Origin of the sequence: Catenulispora pinisilvae (assembly GCF_015356865.1) — a bacterium.
GTDB classification, from domain to species: Bacteria; Actinomycetota; Actinomycetes; order Streptomycetales; family Catenulisporaceae; genus Catenulispora; species Catenulispora pinisilvae.
Map to the genome: position 1 here is coordinate 1 of NZ_JAAFZA010000019.1, position 18658 is coordinate 18658.

At 67.1% G+C, this 18658-nt stretch carries 13 protein-coding genes and 1 pseudogene; 4 read left to right on the forward strand and 10 right to left on the reverse strand.

Annotated elements, in window-relative coordinates; genetic code table 11:
• Positions 1-267: 267 nt before the first annotated feature.
• On the reverse strand, positions 268-729 hold the full coding sequence (locus tag IZR01_RS07695) for a hypothetical protein (RefSeq protein WP_228559025.1): 462 nt from the start codon (positions 727-729) through the stop codon (positions 268-270).
• A gap of 149 nt (positions 730-878) precedes the next feature.
• Between IZR01_RS07695 and IZR01_RS07700 the strand changes: the two are divergent.
• From IZR01_RS07700 to IZR01_RS07715, 4 genes and pseudogenes are all read left to right on the forward strand, one after another.
• Positions 879-1322 (forward strand): annotated as a pseudogene (locus IZR01_RS07700) (CHAT domain-containing protein); the annotation flags it as partial.
• A gap of 94 nt (positions 1323-1416) precedes the next feature.
• Complete coding sequence (locus IZR01_RS07705; RefSeq protein WP_194923405.1) at positions 1417-1929, forward strand: hypothetical protein; 513 nt, start codon at positions 1417-1419, stop codon at positions 1927-1929.
• A gap of 60 nt (positions 1930-1989) precedes the next feature.
• Positions 1990-2805, forward strand: a complete 816-nt coding sequence (locus IZR01_RS53025; protein ID WP_323746940.1) for a DUF8426 domain-containing protein — start codon at positions 1990-1992, stop codon at positions 2803-2805.
• 129 nt (positions 2806-2934) lie between these two features.
• Entirely contained in the window at positions 2935-3711 is a 777-nt protein-coding gene (locus IZR01_RS07715; protein ID WP_194923406.1) for a hypothetical protein, read from the forward strand.
• An 81-nt stretch (positions 3712-3792) separates the two neighbouring features.
• On the opposite strand, the gene IZR01_RS07720 is transcribed toward IZR01_RS07715, so the two are convergent.
• The 9 genes from IZR01_RS07720 to IZR01_RS07760 all read right to left on the reverse strand — a co-directional run bounded on the left by IZR01_RS07720 (position 3793) and on the right by IZR01_RS07760 (position 18569).
• Entirely contained in the window at positions 3793-4335 is a 543-nt protein-coding gene (locus IZR01_RS07720) for a hypothetical protein (protein WP_194923407.1), read from the reverse strand.
• A 143-nt stretch (positions 4336-4478) separates the two neighbouring features.
• Entirely contained in the window at positions 4479-5735 is a 1257-nt protein-coding gene (locus tag IZR01_RS07725; protein ID WP_194923408.1) for a TIGR02679 family protein, read from the reverse strand.
• A 5-nt stretch (positions 5736-5740) separates the two neighbouring features.
• A complete protein-coding gene (locus tag IZR01_RS53030; RefSeq protein ID WP_194923409.1) occupies positions 5741-10594 on the reverse strand; it encodes an SbcC/MukB-like Walker B domain-containing protein in 4854 nt (1617 codons plus the stop codon).
• Positions 10591-11841, reverse strand: a complete 1251-nt coding sequence (locus tag IZR01_RS07735) for a TIGR02678 family protein (RefSeq protein WP_194923410.1) — start codon at positions 11839-11841, stop codon at positions 10591-10593. The genes IZR01_RS53030 and IZR01_RS07735 overlap by 4 nt, the downstream gene beginning before the upstream one ends.
• Positions 11838-13418, reverse strand: coding sequence for a TIGR02677 family protein (locus IZR01_RS07740; RefSeq protein ID WP_194923411.1), 1581 nt, complete (start codon positions 13416-13418; stop codon positions 11838-11840). Before IZR01_RS07740 ends, IZR01_RS07735 begins: the two co-directional genes overlap by 4 nt.
• A 268-nt stretch (positions 13419-13686) precedes the next feature.
• Positions 13687-15033 carry an AAA domain-containing protein gene (locus IZR01_RS07745; protein ID WP_194923412.1) on the reverse strand — a complete coding sequence of 449 codons (1347 nt, stop codon included), beginning with the start codon at positions 15031-15033 and terminating at the stop codon, positions 13687-13689.
• Positions 15023-16537 (reverse strand): hypothetical protein, encoded by a 1515-nt coding sequence (locus tag IZR01_RS07750; protein ID WP_194923413.1) that lies wholly within the window; start codon positions 16535-16537, stop codon positions 15023-15025. Before IZR01_RS07750 ends, IZR01_RS07745 begins: the two co-directional genes overlap by 11 nt.
• Entirely contained in the window at positions 16534-17685 is a 1152-nt protein-coding gene (locus tag IZR01_RS07755) for a hypothetical protein (RefSeq protein WP_194923414.1), read from the reverse strand. The genes IZR01_RS07750 and IZR01_RS07755 overlap by 4 nt, the downstream gene beginning before the upstream one ends.
• Positions 17686-17729: 44 nt before the next feature.
• Positions 17730-18569 carry a hypothetical protein gene (locus IZR01_RS07760; RefSeq protein WP_194923415.1) on the reverse strand — a complete coding sequence of 280 codons (840 nt, stop codon included), beginning with the start codon at positions 18567-18569 and terminating at the stop codon, positions 17730-17732.
• Positions 18570-18658 lie beyond the last annotated feature (89 nt).

Here is an 18658-nt window from a genome sequence, read left to right on the forward strand (position 1 = left end):
CGGAACGTTCGTTGGTGTTCGTCACACAACGTCGATGGACACCGGGGACGCCCCTTACCCGCGGCTCCGACCGCCGTCCCGCTTTGGGGTGAAATCAGTACCCGCATAATCCTCCGTATGCGGGACGACACCGAGCAGCCCGAGGCACGGTCCCGCGTCCCCACAGCCGCCGACCACGTGACGCACTCCCGTGTTCACGTGCAGGCCAACGGCTATTCCACGACCCGCATGTGATCCCGCGCCGGTAAGGAGTGCTGCCAGAGCGCCTCAGAACGCGATCACGAACCGGCCGTCGCCGAGTTTGCGCAGCCAGCCGCGATCGGCGAGCTTGTTCATCTTCCCGCGCAGCGGCTCCAGCTTGCCCCGCACCTCCACCGGCAGGCCGAGTCTCCCGCCGACCTCCTTGACCTTCACCGGCCCGGCCGCCTCGCGCACGATGGCCAAGATCCGCTGGTAGTCCGGCGGGAGCGCCTCGGTATCGAGGTCGCCGACACGGGCCGGGATCAGCAGCACCGACCGGCCGCCGACCTGCGCCTCCGGCAGTGCGGGCGCCAGCGACAGGTACTCGCCGAAGCCCTGCTCGCTGATCCGCTGCACGACGCGCTCAGCCACCACCAGTTCGTCCCGCTCAACACGCACATCGGCCAGCCGCTTGACCAGCTCCTCCTCCAGGAGATCCAGCTCGGCACGCCGAGCGGCGATCCGGCCCAGCATCACGGAATCCGTCATAACGGCCCAGCGTAGGAACAGCACCCCGCCCCGCGACCCCGAAACGGCCGAACGTCAAACGATCGAGACCACAGACAGCCGCCCACGACCAGCACGAGCACCAACGAACCCAGCCATGCCAGCCCCCTGAACAGCCACTTCAGGATGGTGGATCTTCAATGGTGCACTTCGCGTGCCACGGTCGTGCCGACCGCCTCGACCCAGCCTGCAGCCAGCTGATCCTCGCCGACCATGCAGTGAGCCCGCTGACCGTCGCCAAGATCAGGGCCCTGGAACTAAGCGCCTCACTGAGTTTTCTGTCTGCCTGCGAGACGGCAACCACAAACCCTCGGATGGCCGATGAGTCGCTTCACATCACCGGCGCGTTCCAAATCGCAGGATACCGCCATGTAATTGGCACGCTATGGTCGGTCGAGGACCGCGCCGCCGCTGAAATCGCCCCGGACTTCTACCGCCATCTGACCAGCGACGGATCGGCACAGCCGGGGCCTGACCGGTCCGCATTCGCGCTCCATCACGCGACGCGCCAAATGCGCGAACGGTATGCGAACGCACCGGTCCTGTGGGCGGCGCACATCCACACCGGGCCCTGACCAGGCTGCCGCTCCAATGTCTGACGCGACGCGCCCTGATCGACCGGTTCCTGGACCGCGGAATCGCCCACCGCGTGGGGTGCTGCGATGCCGATTGTGCGCCGACTCCTCCTTCTACCATCTCGCCGACATCGGCAATGGCTACTGGTGTCCGCGCTGCCGACAGCACAACGCCATCACCGACGGCGCCTGGACCTCGGCAGCCCACGAGCCTGAATGGTTCTACAGCCTCGACGAGATTGTCTGCCTGGCGCTGGACAACAACATCCACGTCCCGATCCTCGCCCTCAACCAACTGGCCGCGACCGCCCGCTCCTTCCTGCACATGCCCGAGGTCATCGTGCGCCGGCAAGGCGAAACCGATCTCGAGGTCGACCTGTGGGCGATCGTCGACGGCCACATCGTCATCGGCGAGGCGAAGAACACGGCCGTCGATGGCATTCGGCCAGGCAATCCCACCGCCCCGCCCGACACCACGGAAATCCACGTGCACGACACTGGCTGGGTTCGGTCACAGAGCTATGATTCATGGCGCGTGGCGATCGATCGCAACGCGCCTCACCCAAGTTCGTCAAGCATCAGGGGGCGCCTGGATCATGACTGCTAACGGCACGGGCACGATCTGGGTCATGCGCGCTGGAAAAGTCGGCGAGGACCGCTTCCCACAGTGGGAGGACGGAAGCTTCTGCGGAGTCGGATTCCGCCCGGTCACCGGCCGCCCCTGCACTCCGGCATCACGGACGCCGAACTGGAGAACCGGGTCACCGAATGCTATCCGGCCAAGACCAAGGCCGGCGTCAAACGGACCGCCGCCATGATCGGCAGTTTCATCAACGTCATGCAGACCGGCGACACCGTAGCCGTGGTCAACGACGGCAAGATCCGCTTCGGTACCGTCGCCGGCAGTTTCTACGATCAGACCGGTGATCTGGGCGTCGACGAGGACGGTTACCTGCGTCGCCGTCCCGTCCGCTGGCTCGGCTCAGCGAACCCGACCGCAGACCTGGTCGGCGTCATGAAGACCCGCAGCACCATCTACCGCCTCGACAGCGCCGACAACCGCCGCGCTCTCAACCGACTGCTGGACCAACTGAGTGAGAATCCCTATGCCGCCGCCTTAGGCTTGCTGGAATACCGCGCCGCGCATCGTGTAGGACCCGAGACGATCACGACGGTGACCACGGAGCCATATCGTGATCCGAAGGCGGTCGAGCTGGTCATCCAGCGCTCCGGCGGCTTCTGCGAGAACCCGGAGTGCGAGCATCCCCGATTCCAGCACTTCACGCCAGCCGGGAAGCCGATAGTCCAGGTCGATCACGTTGTCGACCTCGCGCTCGGCGGCCCTGACCATCCCGCCAACATGATCGCTGTCTGCCCGAATTGTCATGCGATCAAGACCCTTAGCGCCGACGGCGAGAGGTGGCGCTCGATCTTCCGGGAAACTGCCGCCGAGCAGCATAGGCGTAGCGCCGATGCCAAGTAGACGCGTACGGCGTGAGGTTCGCCGGTGCCGGCCTTCATGTGGCAGCCCTATCAAGAAGCATCTGACGACACGCGGGATCTGTAGGATTTCGAACACTTCTCTACGCTAAGCGGCGGGCAGGGAGATGAAGTGGACTACCCGGCAACGTTGATACTCCCCGAACCCGGCAGCTTCCCCAGCGAGCAAGTCCTGTCAGACCACGTCTTGGGGCTTCTCGATCCCTGGTTCCACATCGACCGCGAGGTCCCGGGCCGCTACTGGAGCGGGGAACTCGTGCGGATCGACGCCGTCCTTCGACCACGGGACACGACCCCGTGGAAGGATGAGAACCCCGCATTCGGCGTCGAGTTCAAGCTCCCGGAACACCATGTCGGCGACGCCGGCTACTTCCAATGGGCCGCCCAAGCGGTGGACTACACGCACGCCGAGTGGAAGGGCTACGGTCGCCTACAGGTGTTCGTGTGTCCGACGCCGGCTATCGCCGTCATGATGACTGCGGCTCAGATTGCCAAGGGGAACCAGTGGCGGCGGAAGTTCGAGTCCGATCAGGCGGCACGGAGGTCGGCGCGCTATTGGGCGCAGGCTGCTCCCGCTGACGGCGTGATGTCGGCCGTGGACCGGGAACGTGACGCTCGCAAATGGTGGCGCGAGATCAACGATATGGGCGGCGAGGCTGAGGTTCAGGCGCGCTCCGAAGGCTTTGCCAGCGCGTTTGCGCGCAGTCAACGCCAGGGCATTGTCACTGCCCGGTCGATGATGAAGTTACTCGGCCAGCTCAACGTCGGCGAGCTGATGCCCGTGGAACAGCACGGCTGGTCATTGCTGCGCTCTGGCCACGTGCTGTGGTCGCAGGAACAAGGCGTCCGCAACAAGTGGAGCCTTCATCCCCGGCTTGCCTCCCGGTGAAGCCTCCGGAGCACGTCTCGTCCGGCGCACCCGCAATCGGTCGAGCGTCGCGCAGACCGTCACCGTCACACGCCACTGATATCAGTTGCTGCCATCGGTGCCGTAGATCTCCGTGCGGTAACTGGCGGTGATCCGCTCGGGGTCGATGCTGTCTCGATGTGCGATGAGGAAGCGGATCATGGCCGGGCTGTATGGATGGGCGACGAGGAACTGGCCATACTCGCGCTCCAGCTCTGCCCAGTGCTGCCACAGTAGGCCCTGGCCACGCTCGTAGGGATGGATCCAGACCCATGCCATCACCAGGCGGTCGCCTTGATCGGCCCAGTACTGCGAGCTGAATCCGGCGGCGCCGGCGACAATGCTGCCGCGGGCCGCGAACCGGCGGGTGGTCAGCAGGGCCGCCTGGCATGACGGTTCGTCGGCCTCGAATTGCAGGGAGTCATAGTGACTCTCCCGTTTGAAGCACCGAGCATAGGTCTCGGCGATGCGCCGCAACGGCATCTTGACGGCAAGGATGATGCCGTGGCGCGGATAGTCGGCCGACTCGGGAAGGTAGTGCATCTGGATCAAGCTGCGGTCTCGCAGGAACGCTTTCTCCTGCTTCTCATAGTCTTCGAGGGGCACGCCGTCATCTTGCAACATCAAAGGTCTCAGCGCTGCTGAATCGACCCATTCGCGAAAGCAGTGACAGGATCTTGATCAAATCTAGCATCGGCGGTAAGGCGAGCCGCGGCCGGCACAAGTCGACAGAATCGCAGCAGGCAACCTCATCCGCGGGTATTAGCGAGGTCCTCGACAAGCACCGCGATAACGTGTTCCTCTTCAAGTTGCCGCGCGACGGTACGCATGGCTGCTGGCAAGTCGCGGTCCCACTGGCAGGTCAGCTGGTCCCCATCCATGGCCGACAGTCTCGGACGGACGGCTACGGCCGCGTTGTAGTCATCTGCTGCCATGCGCCACGGCACAGCTCCCAGAGTCGTCAGGTAGTTGGTGATCTCGAGCCCGGATTTGTCGAAGTCTCCGTGGTATCTCATTTCAGAGCCCCCAGCAGCCACGTGGTTGACCAGCCGTACGGCGGCGGCGCTGGGCCAACCTTCGACGCAGATTATCGGAGGGCATGCCGATCCGAGGGCCTCTGCGGCAGACCATATGACAGCGACGTTCTCGCAGATCCACACCGGCTGTCCGGCGGACGTCAACTGCCCGCCTGCCTGGTCCTGGTGACGGTCGAGTTGCTGCAGTGTGATCACGCATGGGGTGCCCGCATCAGCGGCGATGCGAAGAATCTGGGCGAGGGCGCCGGAGCCTTCTGGACGCAGACCGTGGACCAGAACGCGGCTGGAGAGCTCATCGGGCACGATCCCGAACGTGTTCCACAGCGCGCGCTCCTGCTCCCGGTTCTCCGGCAGCGGCCCACCGGTGCGCGCAGCGAGCCCTCGCAGGATCAGGCCGGGCAGCGGGCCTTCGTCCAGAGCGTGAGCTGAGCCCAGGGTGGTGGCGGCGAGCACGGTCAGTGCGATGCGGGGCTGCGCTGGGAGTGTCTGAAGCACGGTGAGAGCGTCTTGCAATAGCAGGGCTCGAACGTGTGGGTCGGCTGGGAGCGCGCGGCGCAGTCTTTCTTGTTCCAGCCATTGTTGCAGGGCGGGTGCCGTGGCGACGGCCGGGTGTGCACCGATGTTCGCCCACACGTCCAGGCGGGACTGCTTGTCGGCTTGCTTGAAGCGGGGGATGTCGTCGAGCTCTCCGTCGAGTGCTTCGAGCAGGATGCGGGTGGGCAGGCCGGCGTCGGTCTTCTCGGTGAGTGCCCGATCCAGTCTGGCCAGGCTGACTCGGATGTCCTGCTGGGGCGGGGCGTCGAGTTTGAGAAGCCACTTGATGGTGGCTCTCTGGTCGTCGGACAGTCCGGAGGCTGCGACTGTCACTGCGGTGGCGTCGGGCCGTCGTTCCAGTTCAGCGCGGACAGCGGTGCGCAGCCAGTCCCATTTGTGTCTCGGGAAGGCCGTGTCGAGGTCGGGTGGGGGCATGGCGGTCAGAACCCTTCGCGAGCCATGTCGCTTTCCAGCAGGTCGTGGCTGTCGAAGCCGTCCCAGACGCTGCGGACCGCCAGGGTGCCGGGCAGGCTCTGGTGCTTGATGAGGTGGTAGACGGCAATACCGTCGAGTTCGCTATACATGCCGGTCTCGTCCGGGCTCGTGGCGATGAGGTCCATGTCGAGTTTGCGCACCAGGTCGAACAGGCCGCCGCGGTTGTCCTCGCTGATGCCGGCGAACACTTCGTCGAGCAGGATCAGGCGGGGGCATCCTGGCCGAGTCGGGTCGGTTGTGTCGCGCACGGCCGCCGCAGTGGTGTGAATGGCGGCGGCGGCGAACAGCGGCAGGTGCAGGGCGACAGCCTTCTCACCGCCCGACAGCGCTCCGTGTTCCTTGCTGGACAGGTTCGTCCACTCACCGGCCTCGTACTTGTACTTGATCTCGTAGCGGTACCAGGTGCGGTAGTCCAGCATCTGCGACAGCAGGTCGCGCCATGTGCGGCCGTCGTTCTGCGCGCGCAGGGTGGCGATGCGGCCCTTGAAGAAGGCTGCGAGGCGGGCCTTGGAAGTCGGGGAGGCGTCGAACTCGGCGTCCAGAAGCTCGACGACCTCCGGGGTGAAGCCTTCGGCGGCCTTGTCGGGGACCCACTTCAGGAGGATCTTCACCCCGGAGCTAGTGCCGTGGTTGTCCAGCAGCACGTTCATGGCCTTGTTCTGGGCTTTTGCGGCGTCGATGCGGGCAGTGACCTGTCGGCGAACGTCGGTGTCCAGGAACTGCTCGAGCAGTTCGCCTTCTTCGCGTTCGATCAGCCCTTCGGCGATGATCAGTTCTTGTTTGATCTCGTTCGCGGTATCGCGCAAGGTCTGCAGGTTCCCGCCACGTTTGGCCTCCACGACGAAGACACCGTCAGTCCATCTCTCGGTCAGGGTCAGCCGGTTGCCCAGACTCGCCTCGGCGTCATGGCGGGCCCGGGTCGTGGTGTTGACCGCGTCTTCGAGCTCTGGTGCGGGCCGGCCGTCCTCGGCCAGGTCGATGATGAACCGCGCGGTGGCCAGGGCCGCTTCGGGGTCGGCATCCTGGGGCGCGGGGATGTCCCATTCGGCAGCAGCGGGCAGCTGCACCGCGCAGGCCGCAATCAGGGCTCCCATTTTGGCCGGGAGCTTGCCGCGCAACTCCTGGAGCGTGCGGCGGGCTTCGTCGGCCTTGGCGTTGGTGGCGCCGAGTTCGCCGTGCAGCGGCGGGAGCGCTGCTCCCAGTTCGGACAGGTGTTTTTCCAGCTCCGTGATCTCGGCCGCCTGCTGTTCGATCAGGGCTTCGATCTCGCCGAAGGCGGTGCCCAGCCGTTGGTGCAGCGCGGTGTATTTAGCTCGGGCGCGTGCTGCTTCGTCGTTGGGTCCGGCGGCGTTGTCTGCCGCTGTCTGGGCGTCCTGCGCAAAGTCTTTGGCCGTTGCGGCTGCTTCTGCGGCTTGCCGTTCGGCGGCTTCGGCGCGCTCGAGTTCCTGCAGGTAGGTACGGGCTGTGGTGTACCAGGCTGCGACCCGCCGCCGAATATCCTCCAGGTCCTCGCCGTGGTCGGCCAGGCCCGCGGCGGTGAGCGCAGCGGTGGCGATGGTCCGCTGGTCCCGGCTGTGGGCCAGGGCTTTGGTTTCGTCGGTTGTCGCCGTGCCGAGGGTCTGGCCTGCGGCTGTGGCGGCGGCTCTGGTGCTGGCCAGTTCGGCGCGGGCCGCTGGCAGCTCGGCGCTGGTGGGGGCTGTTGCTTCGGCGGCCAGTTGGGACCGGTGGCGGGCCAGTGCCACTTCGGCTTCGGCAATGGCTGCGTCGGTGTCGGTCAGCGTTGCGGCTGCGGCGTTCTCGGCAGTCTGGAAGGCCGCCAGGAGTTCTTGGGGGGCCATGTCGGCCTGGGGTGGCGCAGGGTCGGAAGCTGGGAGCGGGGCGGCTGTGGTGCCGGAGCGTGCTGCGCCCAGGGCAGTTCGGGCGCGGCTCGTCGCGTCGGCGATGGCGGTGGTGATGGCTTGGATCGCGGGTTCGAGTAGGCGGCAGGCGGCGTCGGCAAGTCCTCGGGTGAGTCCGGCGTTCGCCTCGGCATCGGTCATCGGTCCGGGGTCGGGAAGTCTGTCGGCCTGGCCGTCGGCGGCCTGCTGGGCTTGTTCCAAGCCTGTCTGGCGGGTTTGCAGCGCTTCGAGTTGTTCGCGCAGTGGTCTGAGTTGGTTGTCGAGTGCGGTCAGCAGTCGCCCGATGGTGTCCATGCGTCGGCGGCGGGCGCGTTCTCGGCTAGCTTCACCGATCAGGTACGCGCTGTCCTGGGTGTGCGCCCCGTGGCTGATCGCGGTACGCCATGTGCCGTTCCAGGCCACCGCCAGTCCGACGCGGGCATCGTCCTGGTTGTCTTCACACAGGGTGATCCTGTCAAGGATGGCGTTCACGACGTCGATGTCGACGCCGGCGGCCTGTGCGCCGGCCGGGTCGCATCTCAGAGCTGCCGACAACGGAGTAGCGCTGGCGGGGCCGGCCGGGACGAGCTGAATGTCGCACAGGGGTGTTCCGCTGTCGGTCAGTAGCCGGCCGTCGGGGCTGACCCAGGCGTCGGCGATCTCCGCCCCGATGAGAGCGGCTTCCAGTTGGGCGGCACGATCGGCATCCAGGTCGGGATCGCGGAAGTCGGTTAGCTGGAAGAACGGCGCGCCGGGCCGCCCGGCCCGCGCCGTTCGCCGGGTATAGGGCTCAGGCAGTGTGGTCCGGCCGCCGATGGTCAGTTCCTGAAGCTCGACGTTGAGGGATTCGATTTCGGCTTCCAAGGGGCCGGTCACGGTGCCGATCTCGGCGCGCTCGGTGTTCAGTTCTTCCAGCGCCCGCGCTGAGGCCTTCGCGTGTGCCTGGCGCGCCTGGTCTCGCCACTGCGCCCACTGCGAAGGGTTCGCCGTCAGCTCCGGCAGCTCAACGGTGCTGGCCCCAAGGAGCTGGTCGGCGTCGTCGATCCAGCCTCGGAGCTTGTCGGTCCAGTCGTCTTTGGCCTGTTCGGCATCTCGTTGGGCGTCCGCGGCGGTAGCTAGGGCGGCACGGGCTTGTCCGGCGGCGTGGGTGCCTACGGTGGCGCGATCGGCAAGCGTGGAACGCGCTTGGCGGACACCGCGGATGCCTTGTTCGATGGCGAACAGTTGTGCCAATCGGGCCCGCTCGGCGCGCTGAAGCCACGCCTTGGCCCGTGTCTCCACATTCTCCGGAGTGAACGGCGGGGCCGGTTCGCCTTGCAGTAGCTGGCCGCTGCGGCCAGCCCACGTGTTAGTCAGTTCGGCAAGGTGGACCAGCAGCTCCTGCAGATGACCCTCGGCGTCACGCAGTCCTTGTTCTGCTAGTTCGGCGGCCTCCTCGGCCTCCTCACGCCGGGTCGTGGCCGCGGTCGCCAAGTCGTGGGCGCTACGGCCGGCCTCGACGAGTCGGGTCAGCGTGCTCAACTGCTTGCGGCTGTCTTCGGCTGTGTCATCGACCTGCTGCTGTGCCTCTTGCAGTTCCTGCGCCGACAGCTCGGCACCGGTGGTGCATGTGTCGACCAGGTTCCGGTGGGCTTCCCGGACGAGGATTGCGTCCTCCGCAGACTTACGGGCGGCGTCTTGGGCTGTGTTGGCGTTGCCTCGGGCGCGGTCGGCTGCGGTCTTCAGGGTTCCCGCGCTGGTGGTGGCGGTGCCGGCTTGCCCGCGGGCGGTGTCGGCGGCGGCGCTTAGGTTCGCTGCGTACAGCTCCTTGGCTTTGACTTCTTCCAGCAGCGGAGCGAGGTCTTTGCCTTCGCGGTAGTCCTCGCTGGCCCGCAACCCGTCCAAAGTGCCGTTCTGCTCGGCGATCTTGCTGCGCGTCCGCTCGCTGTCGACACCGTTGTTAGCGATCTGGCCTTCGATCACCTTCACCCGCTTGCCGATCTTGCCTGCGGTTTCGTCCGCGCGGGCGACGGCGGCGTGCAATGCCAGCAGATCGTGGGCTCGGGTCCGCAAAGCACTGCGCGCGTAGTCGCGGTAGGTGCGCTCCAGCGTCCTCAGCGCAGATCGGATCTCGTTGAGCTCGCGGAGGTTGTCGCGGTGCCGGTCCAAGCGGTCGTACCCGTCGGCGATCGATTCGATCACGGCAGCGTCCAGTGGAGCCAGCGAGTCGCGCAGGATCGCCGCCAAGCCGCTCTCCGACAGGCCGTCGGACAGTTTCGGGCGGCGCAGCTGAGTCAGCGCCTTGCGTAACGCCTCGTACTTGTGGGCGTCCAGACTGTACAGGACGCGGTTGCATTCCTCGCGGTGCTTCTGGGGTGTGCGGATCGCCCCGGGCAGACCTGCTTGTGCGGCCGTGGCAAGTAGAGTTCCCAGGCCGTCCTTGTTGACCGGTTCGGTGCCGCGGCGGAAACCCGGTAGCTGCACGCCGAAACGGGCGGTGGTGGTGAAATACCAGGCGTTGACGTTGCCGCCGGAACGGGTGGCCTCCAGGCCGGCGCCGGCCGTGAAGTACTCTGGCAGACCGTCTGTGCCGACACGGCCGAACTCGATCCACACGTAGCCGCGGGCGCTTTCCCGGGCGGCGGTCTTGTCGTGGCCCAGCAGCCAGGTGTACATGCCACGGTTGCGTCCGCCGAAGGTCGACAGCCGCTCCGGGGACATGTCAGCGTCCAGCAGGTAGGGCAGTAGCACTTCCAGCGCCATCGACTTGCCGTTGCCGTTGGCGCCGCGGAACAGCAGCCGGCCGTTGTAGAAGACGAACTCCTGAACGTCGTAGCGGAACACGCCGACGATCCCCGCACGCAGCGGCTGCCACCGTCCCAGCCGCGCAACGGGCATGCCGCACAGAATGTCGTCGGGCAGGGTCAGGGTATTGACGGTCACAGATCTTCCTCCGGGAACAACGCCTGCTGGTTCTCATCGACGGCGGCATCCGGCCTTGCCGATAGCGATTCGGCCTCCACGCTTAGCACCCATCGGTGTGCCGCCGAGCTGGCCCGCCAGCCGTCTGCGTCGCGGGCGACCAGCCCGAACCTGGACAAGAGCCTCAAAGCCTGGGCGGTGAGCCGCCTGTGCCCGTCGTCGTCGCGAAACGACTTCGCCCAGCGCGGATGGTCCCGGAACAGGTCCGCGATGAAGTCGTGGGTCTGACGCTCACGAACCCACTGCCCGGGCTCCGTCACGATGTAGCTCGCCAGCAGCAGCGCAGCGTTGGAGACGATGGTGTCCTTCGGCAGGATCATGCTGGCCGGTGCTGCGGACGTGTCGACGGCCGCCCAATACTCCGCCCGGCACTCCAGCTCCATCCCGGCCTCGGCGAGCCAACCTTTGATCCTGGGCCGATCAGCGGTGAGACGTTGCCGCTCGTCGTCGTCGAGTGCGCCGATGTCACACACTGCGTCGTCCAGCAGGCGCCGCATCACCCGGTTCAGGGCTCGGCGATGCCGTCCCGGTCGGTCCTGTTCGTCGTGTTCGTCGCCGGGTCCGCTGCTCAGCAGGTCGGTCCAGGACGACGCCGCGGCCGGCGGGACCGGTGCGGCGATCAGCAGCGCCAGGCGCCGCTCGTCGATCTCGTAGAGCACGTTGGTCTCGACGTTGGTCGCGCGGTCCTGGATGTAGTCGCCGCCGACGCGGTGGCGCTCAGCCAAAACGCCGAGGGACTCCAGCAGCCCGATTGCGCGCAGGAGTCTGCGGCGCTCCCCCCTGCCCACGGCCCGCTTGGGGTTGTCGGGGTCATACGTCCTCACCCCGGCGCGCAGGGTCATGTCGGCTACGGCCTCGGCGATTGCTTTCAAGCTAATCCTGGCACGGCTGTGCTCGCCCAGCGCCGCGGCCAGCGCGCACAGCAGGACATACGTGCGCCGGTCGAACGGCCGATCGCCGGCGTCGAGCGCCGGCGGCGCGTACCCGTCGGCGGAGCTGATCTTCGCCAGTCTGGCGAAGCCCCGCCGTACATCGGTGTGCAGGATCCATCCGCAGGATTCGGCGAACCATTCGCGCAGCCAGCTCTCATGCACGGCGATGCCTGTGAACCCGTTCTCGGTGCGGCCGACCATCGGGGAGTCCAGTAGTTGGCGGATCGCCTGCGCCCGGGCCGCAGCGGCTTCTTGGGCCGCGACGTCGACGATCACGGTGCCGGCCTGCGTCGAGTCGGGATGACCTCCAACTCGTAGTCTGGCAGGATCCACCGGCCGTCCGGGGACTTCACACAAGCCGCAGCCATCGGATCCGGGTCGCGCAGACGGATGCGCAGCCGGCCGTCGACCGAGGCGACGCTGTGCCACCCCTCGCTGTTCTGTTCGCTAGCCTCCGCCCGGGAGATCAACCTCGCCAGCAGTTTCAGGGTGTCGCGGTCCAGGACGAGGTCCGCCTGCGAAAGCCGGATCCGGCCCAGGGCGGTCAGGGTGTCGGCGGTCGCGGCGGCCAGGGCTATCTCCTGCAGGGCATCTTGGGCGAGCAGCTGCTTGGTTGCCGAGTGGTCGGCCAGATTGGGCGCTCGGCGCACCGTCTCGCCGTGCTCGTTGGTCTTCAGCCGCAATGTCACGGCGATCGCCGGCGCGTCCGCGGCGGCGATGCCGGCGGGCACCGTGTCGACGTCCGGGTGGATGTCATGCAGGTGGGCGGCGGGGGTGAGTCCGAACGCGGCCTTCCACACATGGTGCAGTTCGCTCTCGGGGGCCTCGTCGAAGATCCTTGCCAACTGCAGCAGGTCGCCGGTGCGCGCCGACGGCAGCGTGCCGGCCTCCCGGATCCGCTCGGCGGCGCGCAGCACGCCGTGCACGGCTTGCCTGGTCCGGTTGGCCAGCACGCCCACGCCCGTGGCGGCGCCCGGGTCGTCACTGAACCAAGCGATGACCGCCTCCAGCTGCCGAGCGGCAGCCTCGGCCCACTCGGTCACCACGTCGCGGCCGTCGACGGCGCGCTGACCGGACGCTCTCGCCCCGGCACGCAGGTTCGCTCGCCTGCGCAGCGGTTCGACAGCCGCCAGCTTGCGGGTACGTTCCCTGATATCGGGGGCAAGATCGTCCAGCTCGGCGACGAATCCGGCGAGGTAGGCGATCGTGTCGCGTTTGAAGCTCTGGAACTCCTGAGCCGTAAGCCGGGGCACCGACAACATCCGGTTCACCTGCTGCATGAACAGCGCCGCGTTGCCGGTCAATGCCTTGAACGCAGCCTTCAGCTCCTCAGCACGGGTGTAGACGGCCTCACCGTCCGGTGTCGTCGACCCTAGTTGCTCGACCAGGACATCTAGGACGGCGACGATCTGCCGTAGCAGGACGGTCTGCAGTCCGCCGACCTTCCGCAGGTTCTGCTCCAACGACACGATCGTCTCGTGGACGATCTCCCCGGCTGGGGTGAGGTCATAGACGTAGGCGTTGCGCTCGTACTGATCGACGGTGGCGACACCGTCGTCGTCGAAATGCTGGGTAAGGTTCCCCCACTCGAACAGCGTCCCGAGCCGCTGCTCGACGTCGCCGACGGCAAGGCTCGTCGGCCAGCCCGACTCAAGCAGCCGAGCATGCACATCCTCGGGGCGCATCTGCGACTGGTACGCGGCGGCCCCCTCGAGGAAGACGTCCATGATCCGTTGGTAGAGCTGCGTATGGGGCACTCCTGCGGTCGCGTAGGTCAGCAGCGTTCCGAGTTCAGCGCGGCGGCCGACCCAGTCCTGCTCCCCGCCACCCCCACGATCCGGGACTGCCGACACCAATTACCTCCATATGCTGGCCCGATCAAGCCAACCTATTACGAAACAGACGAGTAGATCATCATGCCATCGCTACCGAGAAGGTCGCTCGCGACCCCAAATCGCGCGGTCGCCCTTCGCTCGCGGCGGAACGCACACGGTGATGCCCCCGTAGGAAATGGTGCCAGGCACGACGACAAGCTGCCAGAAGGCTGACGGACTATCTGATTCCCTCTCGGTCACTACCAGCGACACCCACTCACGTCGGCTTTCCTGCACGACATGGGTTCTATGCCGCGACACGGTGCTGGGCGAGCTTGGCCAGCACCACCTGGTTGGCTTCCCAGCCGTCGGGAAACTTCGCCTCGACCGACAGGTGCACCGGCTCTGTCGAGGCATGGCTGTCCAGCAGATCACTGATCCCGGTGCGCGCGACGACGATGCAGGCTTGGCGGTGCCGGGAGGTGAGCACGCATAACCGCCCCGCCTCCAGATGGAAGCCGGTGGCATCCCGGCGTCCCGACAAGGGATGCACAACGATGACGACCTCGAACTCACGGCCCTGCAATCGGTTTGCGGTGTCCACGGCCACTGCCGGGGCGGCGGGGTTGCCGGTGCGGACGAGCGCGGCGCGCACCAGGTCGGCCTGGTCCCGGTGGGCGACGCCGATGGCGATGTCGCCGGCGGAAAGGGGCCGACCGTCCGGATGGCGTTCACAAGCACCGACCGCGCCGCGAGCCAGAAGGCGTGCGGCCAGATCGGCGGCGGTCTGGATGGTTTCGGCGTCAGTTCGTGGAACGTGGCGGCGGGGCAATTCGTGGAGTGCCCATCCGGTGGTGAACGCCATCGTCAGCGTTTCGTCCAGATATGAGCCGCCGAATCCAGCAGTGCGGAACTCCAGCGTGCGCGTGTCCGGTCCGGTGCCTGAGCGAAAGCCTTCGAAGGGGTAGAACGCCGTGGAGATGGTGGGCGCGGCTGACGCGGGAAGCCGCCACGAGACCGGGAGCCGGTGCACGGGGATGCCCTTGTTGTGCTCTAACATCACGGTTACCCCGTTGAGCGTCGGATCGTATGGCAACCCGATCCACCGCTCGGTGCCGACGACTGTGAACGGGTCCAGCTGTCCGGGGTCGCCGACAAAGAGCCCGCGATCGAACCGCTCGACAATCTGCAGAAGCATGTCCGAGCGCATCTGATAGGACTCGTCCAGGATCGCCCAGCCGAACGTGCCGTCACGGACCGTGGCCCACTTGGCGGAGGTGCCGACGATGATCTGGCAGCCGGCCAAGTCGCGCAGGGTGTTGCCGACGACGGTGTTCACCGGATCCGATACCGACGGCGGCGGGAGGTAACTGGAGCCGGACAGCCGCCCGATGACGACATCCGGCCGTGCTGCGGCCAGGCGCACCATCAGGTCGTCGACCTGGTTGTTAGTCTGCGCGACGATGATCGGGCGTTCGGCGCCGTCGACGAGTTCGCCCGCGGCACGCACCACCAGGGTGCTCTTGCCAGCCCCGGGCGGGGAGTCGACAACGACCGCCTTGTGGCTGGTATGGGACAGATCGTCCATGATCGCGGTGATCGCCGCGTCCGCAGCTGCGGCTGGATCGAACGGCGCCTCGTGGTCAGTCTGCATCGCCCCACCCTTCGGCGGCGTCTGTGTCAGTGTCGGGGTCTTCGTCGGCCAGGCTGCTGTGCGTCCAGGGGATGCTGTCCGGTTCCGGGAACACCGGGGTCGGCCGCCAACCGGGGTCGGGCAGGTAGGCGATGCGCTGCCCGAGCGACGGCACAGTGCCTTTCTGCGGGACGACGCCGCGGCCCATGCCGCCGGTGATCTCGACGGTGATTTGCGTCGACTCCTCGTCTGGGGCCGAGGAGATGATCAGCGCCTTGTGGTTGTTCGGCATAGACGGGCTGATCAGGATGACTCCGGGTGCCAGACGCACAGGGTCATCGGTGGTCACGGTGATCCGCGGGCGGGGCACCCGTCGGTTCTTTGCGGTGGTGACCACCCGGTCGGTCTCGGCGGCGGTAACGGTGCCGGCGAACGCCTCGCCAACGCTGCGCAGGTCGGCGAGCACGAGGGAGTCGTCGAAGGCCATATCGGCCTCGAAATCGGCCTGGGCTCGCTCCAGGCGGCTCAATCGTCGTGCTGCGCCGATCGCGGCGTCGCGTTTGCGCTGCGGGAGTGCTCCCTCGTCCTGGTAGTCGGAGTAGGCGGTGAAGGAGGCGAGGTCGCGCTCGAACCGGGCAGCGGTGCGCGGTGCCTCCGGGACGGCGCGGAGCAGCGAGATCGCTGACCACATCAGCCGCCAGGTGGGTTTGATCTGCTCGCCGATCAGCTCTCGCAGGTCGGTCTCGGCGGCGGTGATCGCCGTTGGGTCGCCGAGTGCCCGGGCGTCGTCGAATCGCTTCACCGCCGGCGCAAGGTAGGTCTTGTCGAATTCCGGCGAGGTGGCCGGTCCCGCCGGTGGGCACACGGCCGGGTTCTCGGCGTCGGCGATCGCCTGCTCGACGCTCACACCGTCCGCCGGGGCGATCCACCCCATGATCGACGCAAGGTTCTGGTCCTCCATGACGCTCTGACCGGTGGCCCAGTGCTCACCGAGCATTCCCGTGACCGGAAGCAACATCGAGGTGCCCGCCTGCTCGGCAGACTCGGCCAGGAACGTCAGCCACATCCCGAGGAGCGGCACCACCGGCTGCACCGGATAGTCGCCGTCGGTCTTGCGGAACCGGCACATCCGGCCCAGGTCGGCCAAGACTTTGATGCCGCCGGGGTTCGGGACCAAGATCTGGGGCGCGTCGCTGTACCGGGAGGTCGGGCCGTCGCCGCGGGAGGTGACGTCGCGGCGGTGCAGTCGGTGGGAGTTGATGTAGTCCATCACGATCCGGCCCAGGTCGGCTGCGAATGCGAAGCGCTGGTCTCGGTTACGTGGCTGGTCGACGACCAGCAGTTTCGGGGCAGTCCGGGCCGTCCCAGCCATCGCCGCCAGCGGGGCACCGGCCTCGCCAGCCATGGTCAGCGGCACGATCACCAACGGTTTGATCGACAGGCGGCGGTGACGGAAGACGGTGAGCGGCACCGCACGCATCTGCTCCATCGCCTCCAGGTGCGCCATCGCTGACACTTTGCTCATGCCGCAGCCCCCGCCCCGCCGGGCTGGCCGAGGACCTCGGCGCGCAGGCGCGCAGCGTGTCGCAGCGCAGCGGCCATCTCGGCCTGGTCTACGTCCGCGGTGAGCTCGCCGCGCGCCAGACCCAAGGCCATGGTGGCAGTGTCGATTCCGCCGAGTTGTTCGCGCACTGTGGGGCCGAGCACATCCAGCGATGCGCATGCGCGAGCGCGGGACCGGCAGAAGAACGCCATCTCGCAGTGACTCAAGCAGTCCGGGCGGTACAGCGCAGGCACCTGATCCAGCGCCGCGGCGAGTTCTTCGGCCGGGCGCTGCGCCTTGCCAGCCTCATCGACGGCGAGGTCGAACGTGAGCTCTTCAGGTAGCAGGGACACCAAGTCGCCGATGCGCTCGATCCGAGTAAGCTGGCGGGTTAGCGTGGCGACCTGCTTGCGGGCGTCGACGAACGCCGCAGTGGGGCTGTTGGTGAAGTCTTTGGGCGCGACGAGCACGATCGTGTCAGACACGGCGTCCGGGCCGATCCCGGCCTCGGCCAGCATCGCGCGCAACGCGATGACATAGGCGCTGGCCTGTGTCGTTGCCGCCTTGACCTGGGCCGGGTCGGCCTGGTCATCGATGATCGGGAAGCTTTTGATCTCCACAACGTGGAACCGGTCCTCGATGCGGAACGCCACCAGGTCCGGCTCGAGGAACACCGTGTGTCCGCCGACCTGCAGACGCAGCATTGGGTGGTCGTACAGCGTTCCGGGAAACTTCCCAAGAGCCGTGTTCACCAGCAGCTGTCGGGTGCGGGTGCAGCGGACTTCAGGGCTGGCGTTCCCGCCGACATCGTTCAGGTCCTGATACGCCACCTCCGGAAGCGTCAGTTTCAAGGTTTCGCGCAGTACGCGGATCAGCTCCGCGCAGCCGTTGGCCTTGACCAATGCTTCGAAGGCGTTGCCACGGGCGATAGCGAAGGGGGACTGGCCGAACGGCGTCGGGAAGCCGGCGTGCGCGGCGATTGCGGCCTTGTCAGAGCCGGAAGCATCCAGCACAGCCCGCAGCGTGCAGCGGGGGTTGTTCTCCAGCGCGGCCAAAGACCGGGCGCTGTATGTCAGGCGCGGTGCAGAGCCGCGTAGCCCGTCGAGACGTTCGTCGACTGCTGCTTTCACGGTGTCGGGATCCTTGAAGGGGAAGAGGGGATCGCTGGCGGGGGTCAGGCTTCGGCTTCGAGTTTGCTGACGTCACCCAGCGGCGTGCCGAACAGCTGCTGGGCATCGGTGAGTCGGTGGGCGCGCCGGCCTGCCGCCGCGCGGTCGGCACGGTCGGCGTCTATGTGCACCTGTAGTTCCGCGCCCGCGGCGTCCATCACCTGCCTCGGGTCTACAGGGCGCTCGTGGCTGGATGGGCCCGTCGGCGCCGCATCAGGGATACTCGCCGCGAAACGCCACAGTAGCCGCAGCGCCGCCGGACTGGGGCCGGTTTCGCCGGACCCGGCAGCGGCCTGCACCGCCTCGGCCACGCGGATGGCACTCGCGAGGTAGTCGACGCGGGGTGACAGCGGGCCGATGATGCGCTGCTCCACCGTCCAGGTGCTGACGGTGATGAGTGCGCGCACCGGGGACAGCAGGTCATACGCCAGTGCAGGGCATAGGTAGTAGGGCCGCGAGCCGGGTGCCGCCCGGTAGGAGCGCTCCTCATCACGGCGCAGGCTGGATAGTTTGGCCGAGGTCAGCTCGCCGGGGAAGAACGCATCATGCACGCTGACGATCAGCTTCGGCGCCGCTGGCACGCCGAGCAGCATCAGGACACGGTGCACGTGCTCCCGGGCCGGCAGCATCGAACCCCCTACTCTCAGCGCGGGTGCCGACTGTGGCGCACGCGTCTCCTCTGAGGCGTCATCAGTGTCGACGAGGGTGTCCCAAGCCCGTTCAGCGCGGCGAAGCTGGGCGCGCAGCTCCGCAGCACGCTCAGCGTCCCCGGTCGCAGTCGCGTCACGGATGGCGCGGCGCAGCTGGCTGATGCGCGTTTCCAGTGCGTCCAACGGATCACTCATGGACCACACCATACCAGTCTTCCCGAAACTTCCAGACTTTTTCCCGAGTCCTGGTGTACGGTCGTCTGCAACACCCCTCCGACCGCGTC

Bases quoted from the DNA above. Each gene is read 5' to 3' on its own strand.
- IZR01_RS07695 (WP_228559025.1), bottom strand. From the start codon at position 729: ATGACGGATTCCGTGATGCTGGGCCGGATCGCCGCTCGGCGTGCCGAG.
- IZR01_RS07725 (WP_194923408.1), bottom strand. From the start codon at position 5,735: ATGCCCCCACCCGACCTCGACACGGCCTTCCCGAGACACAAATGGGAC.
- IZR01_RS07745 (WP_194923412.1), bottom strand. From the start codon at position 15,033: ATGCAGACTGACCACGAGGCGCCGTTCGATCCAGCCGCAGCTGCGGAC.
- IZR01_RS07750 (WP_194923413.1), bottom strand. From the start codon at position 16,537: ATGAGCAAAGTGTCAGCGATGGCGCACCTGGAGGCGATGGAGCAGATG.
- IZR01_RS07760 (WP_194923415.1), bottom strand. From the start codon at position 18,569: ATGAGTGATCCGTTGGACGCACTGGAAACGCGCATCAGCCAGCTGCGC.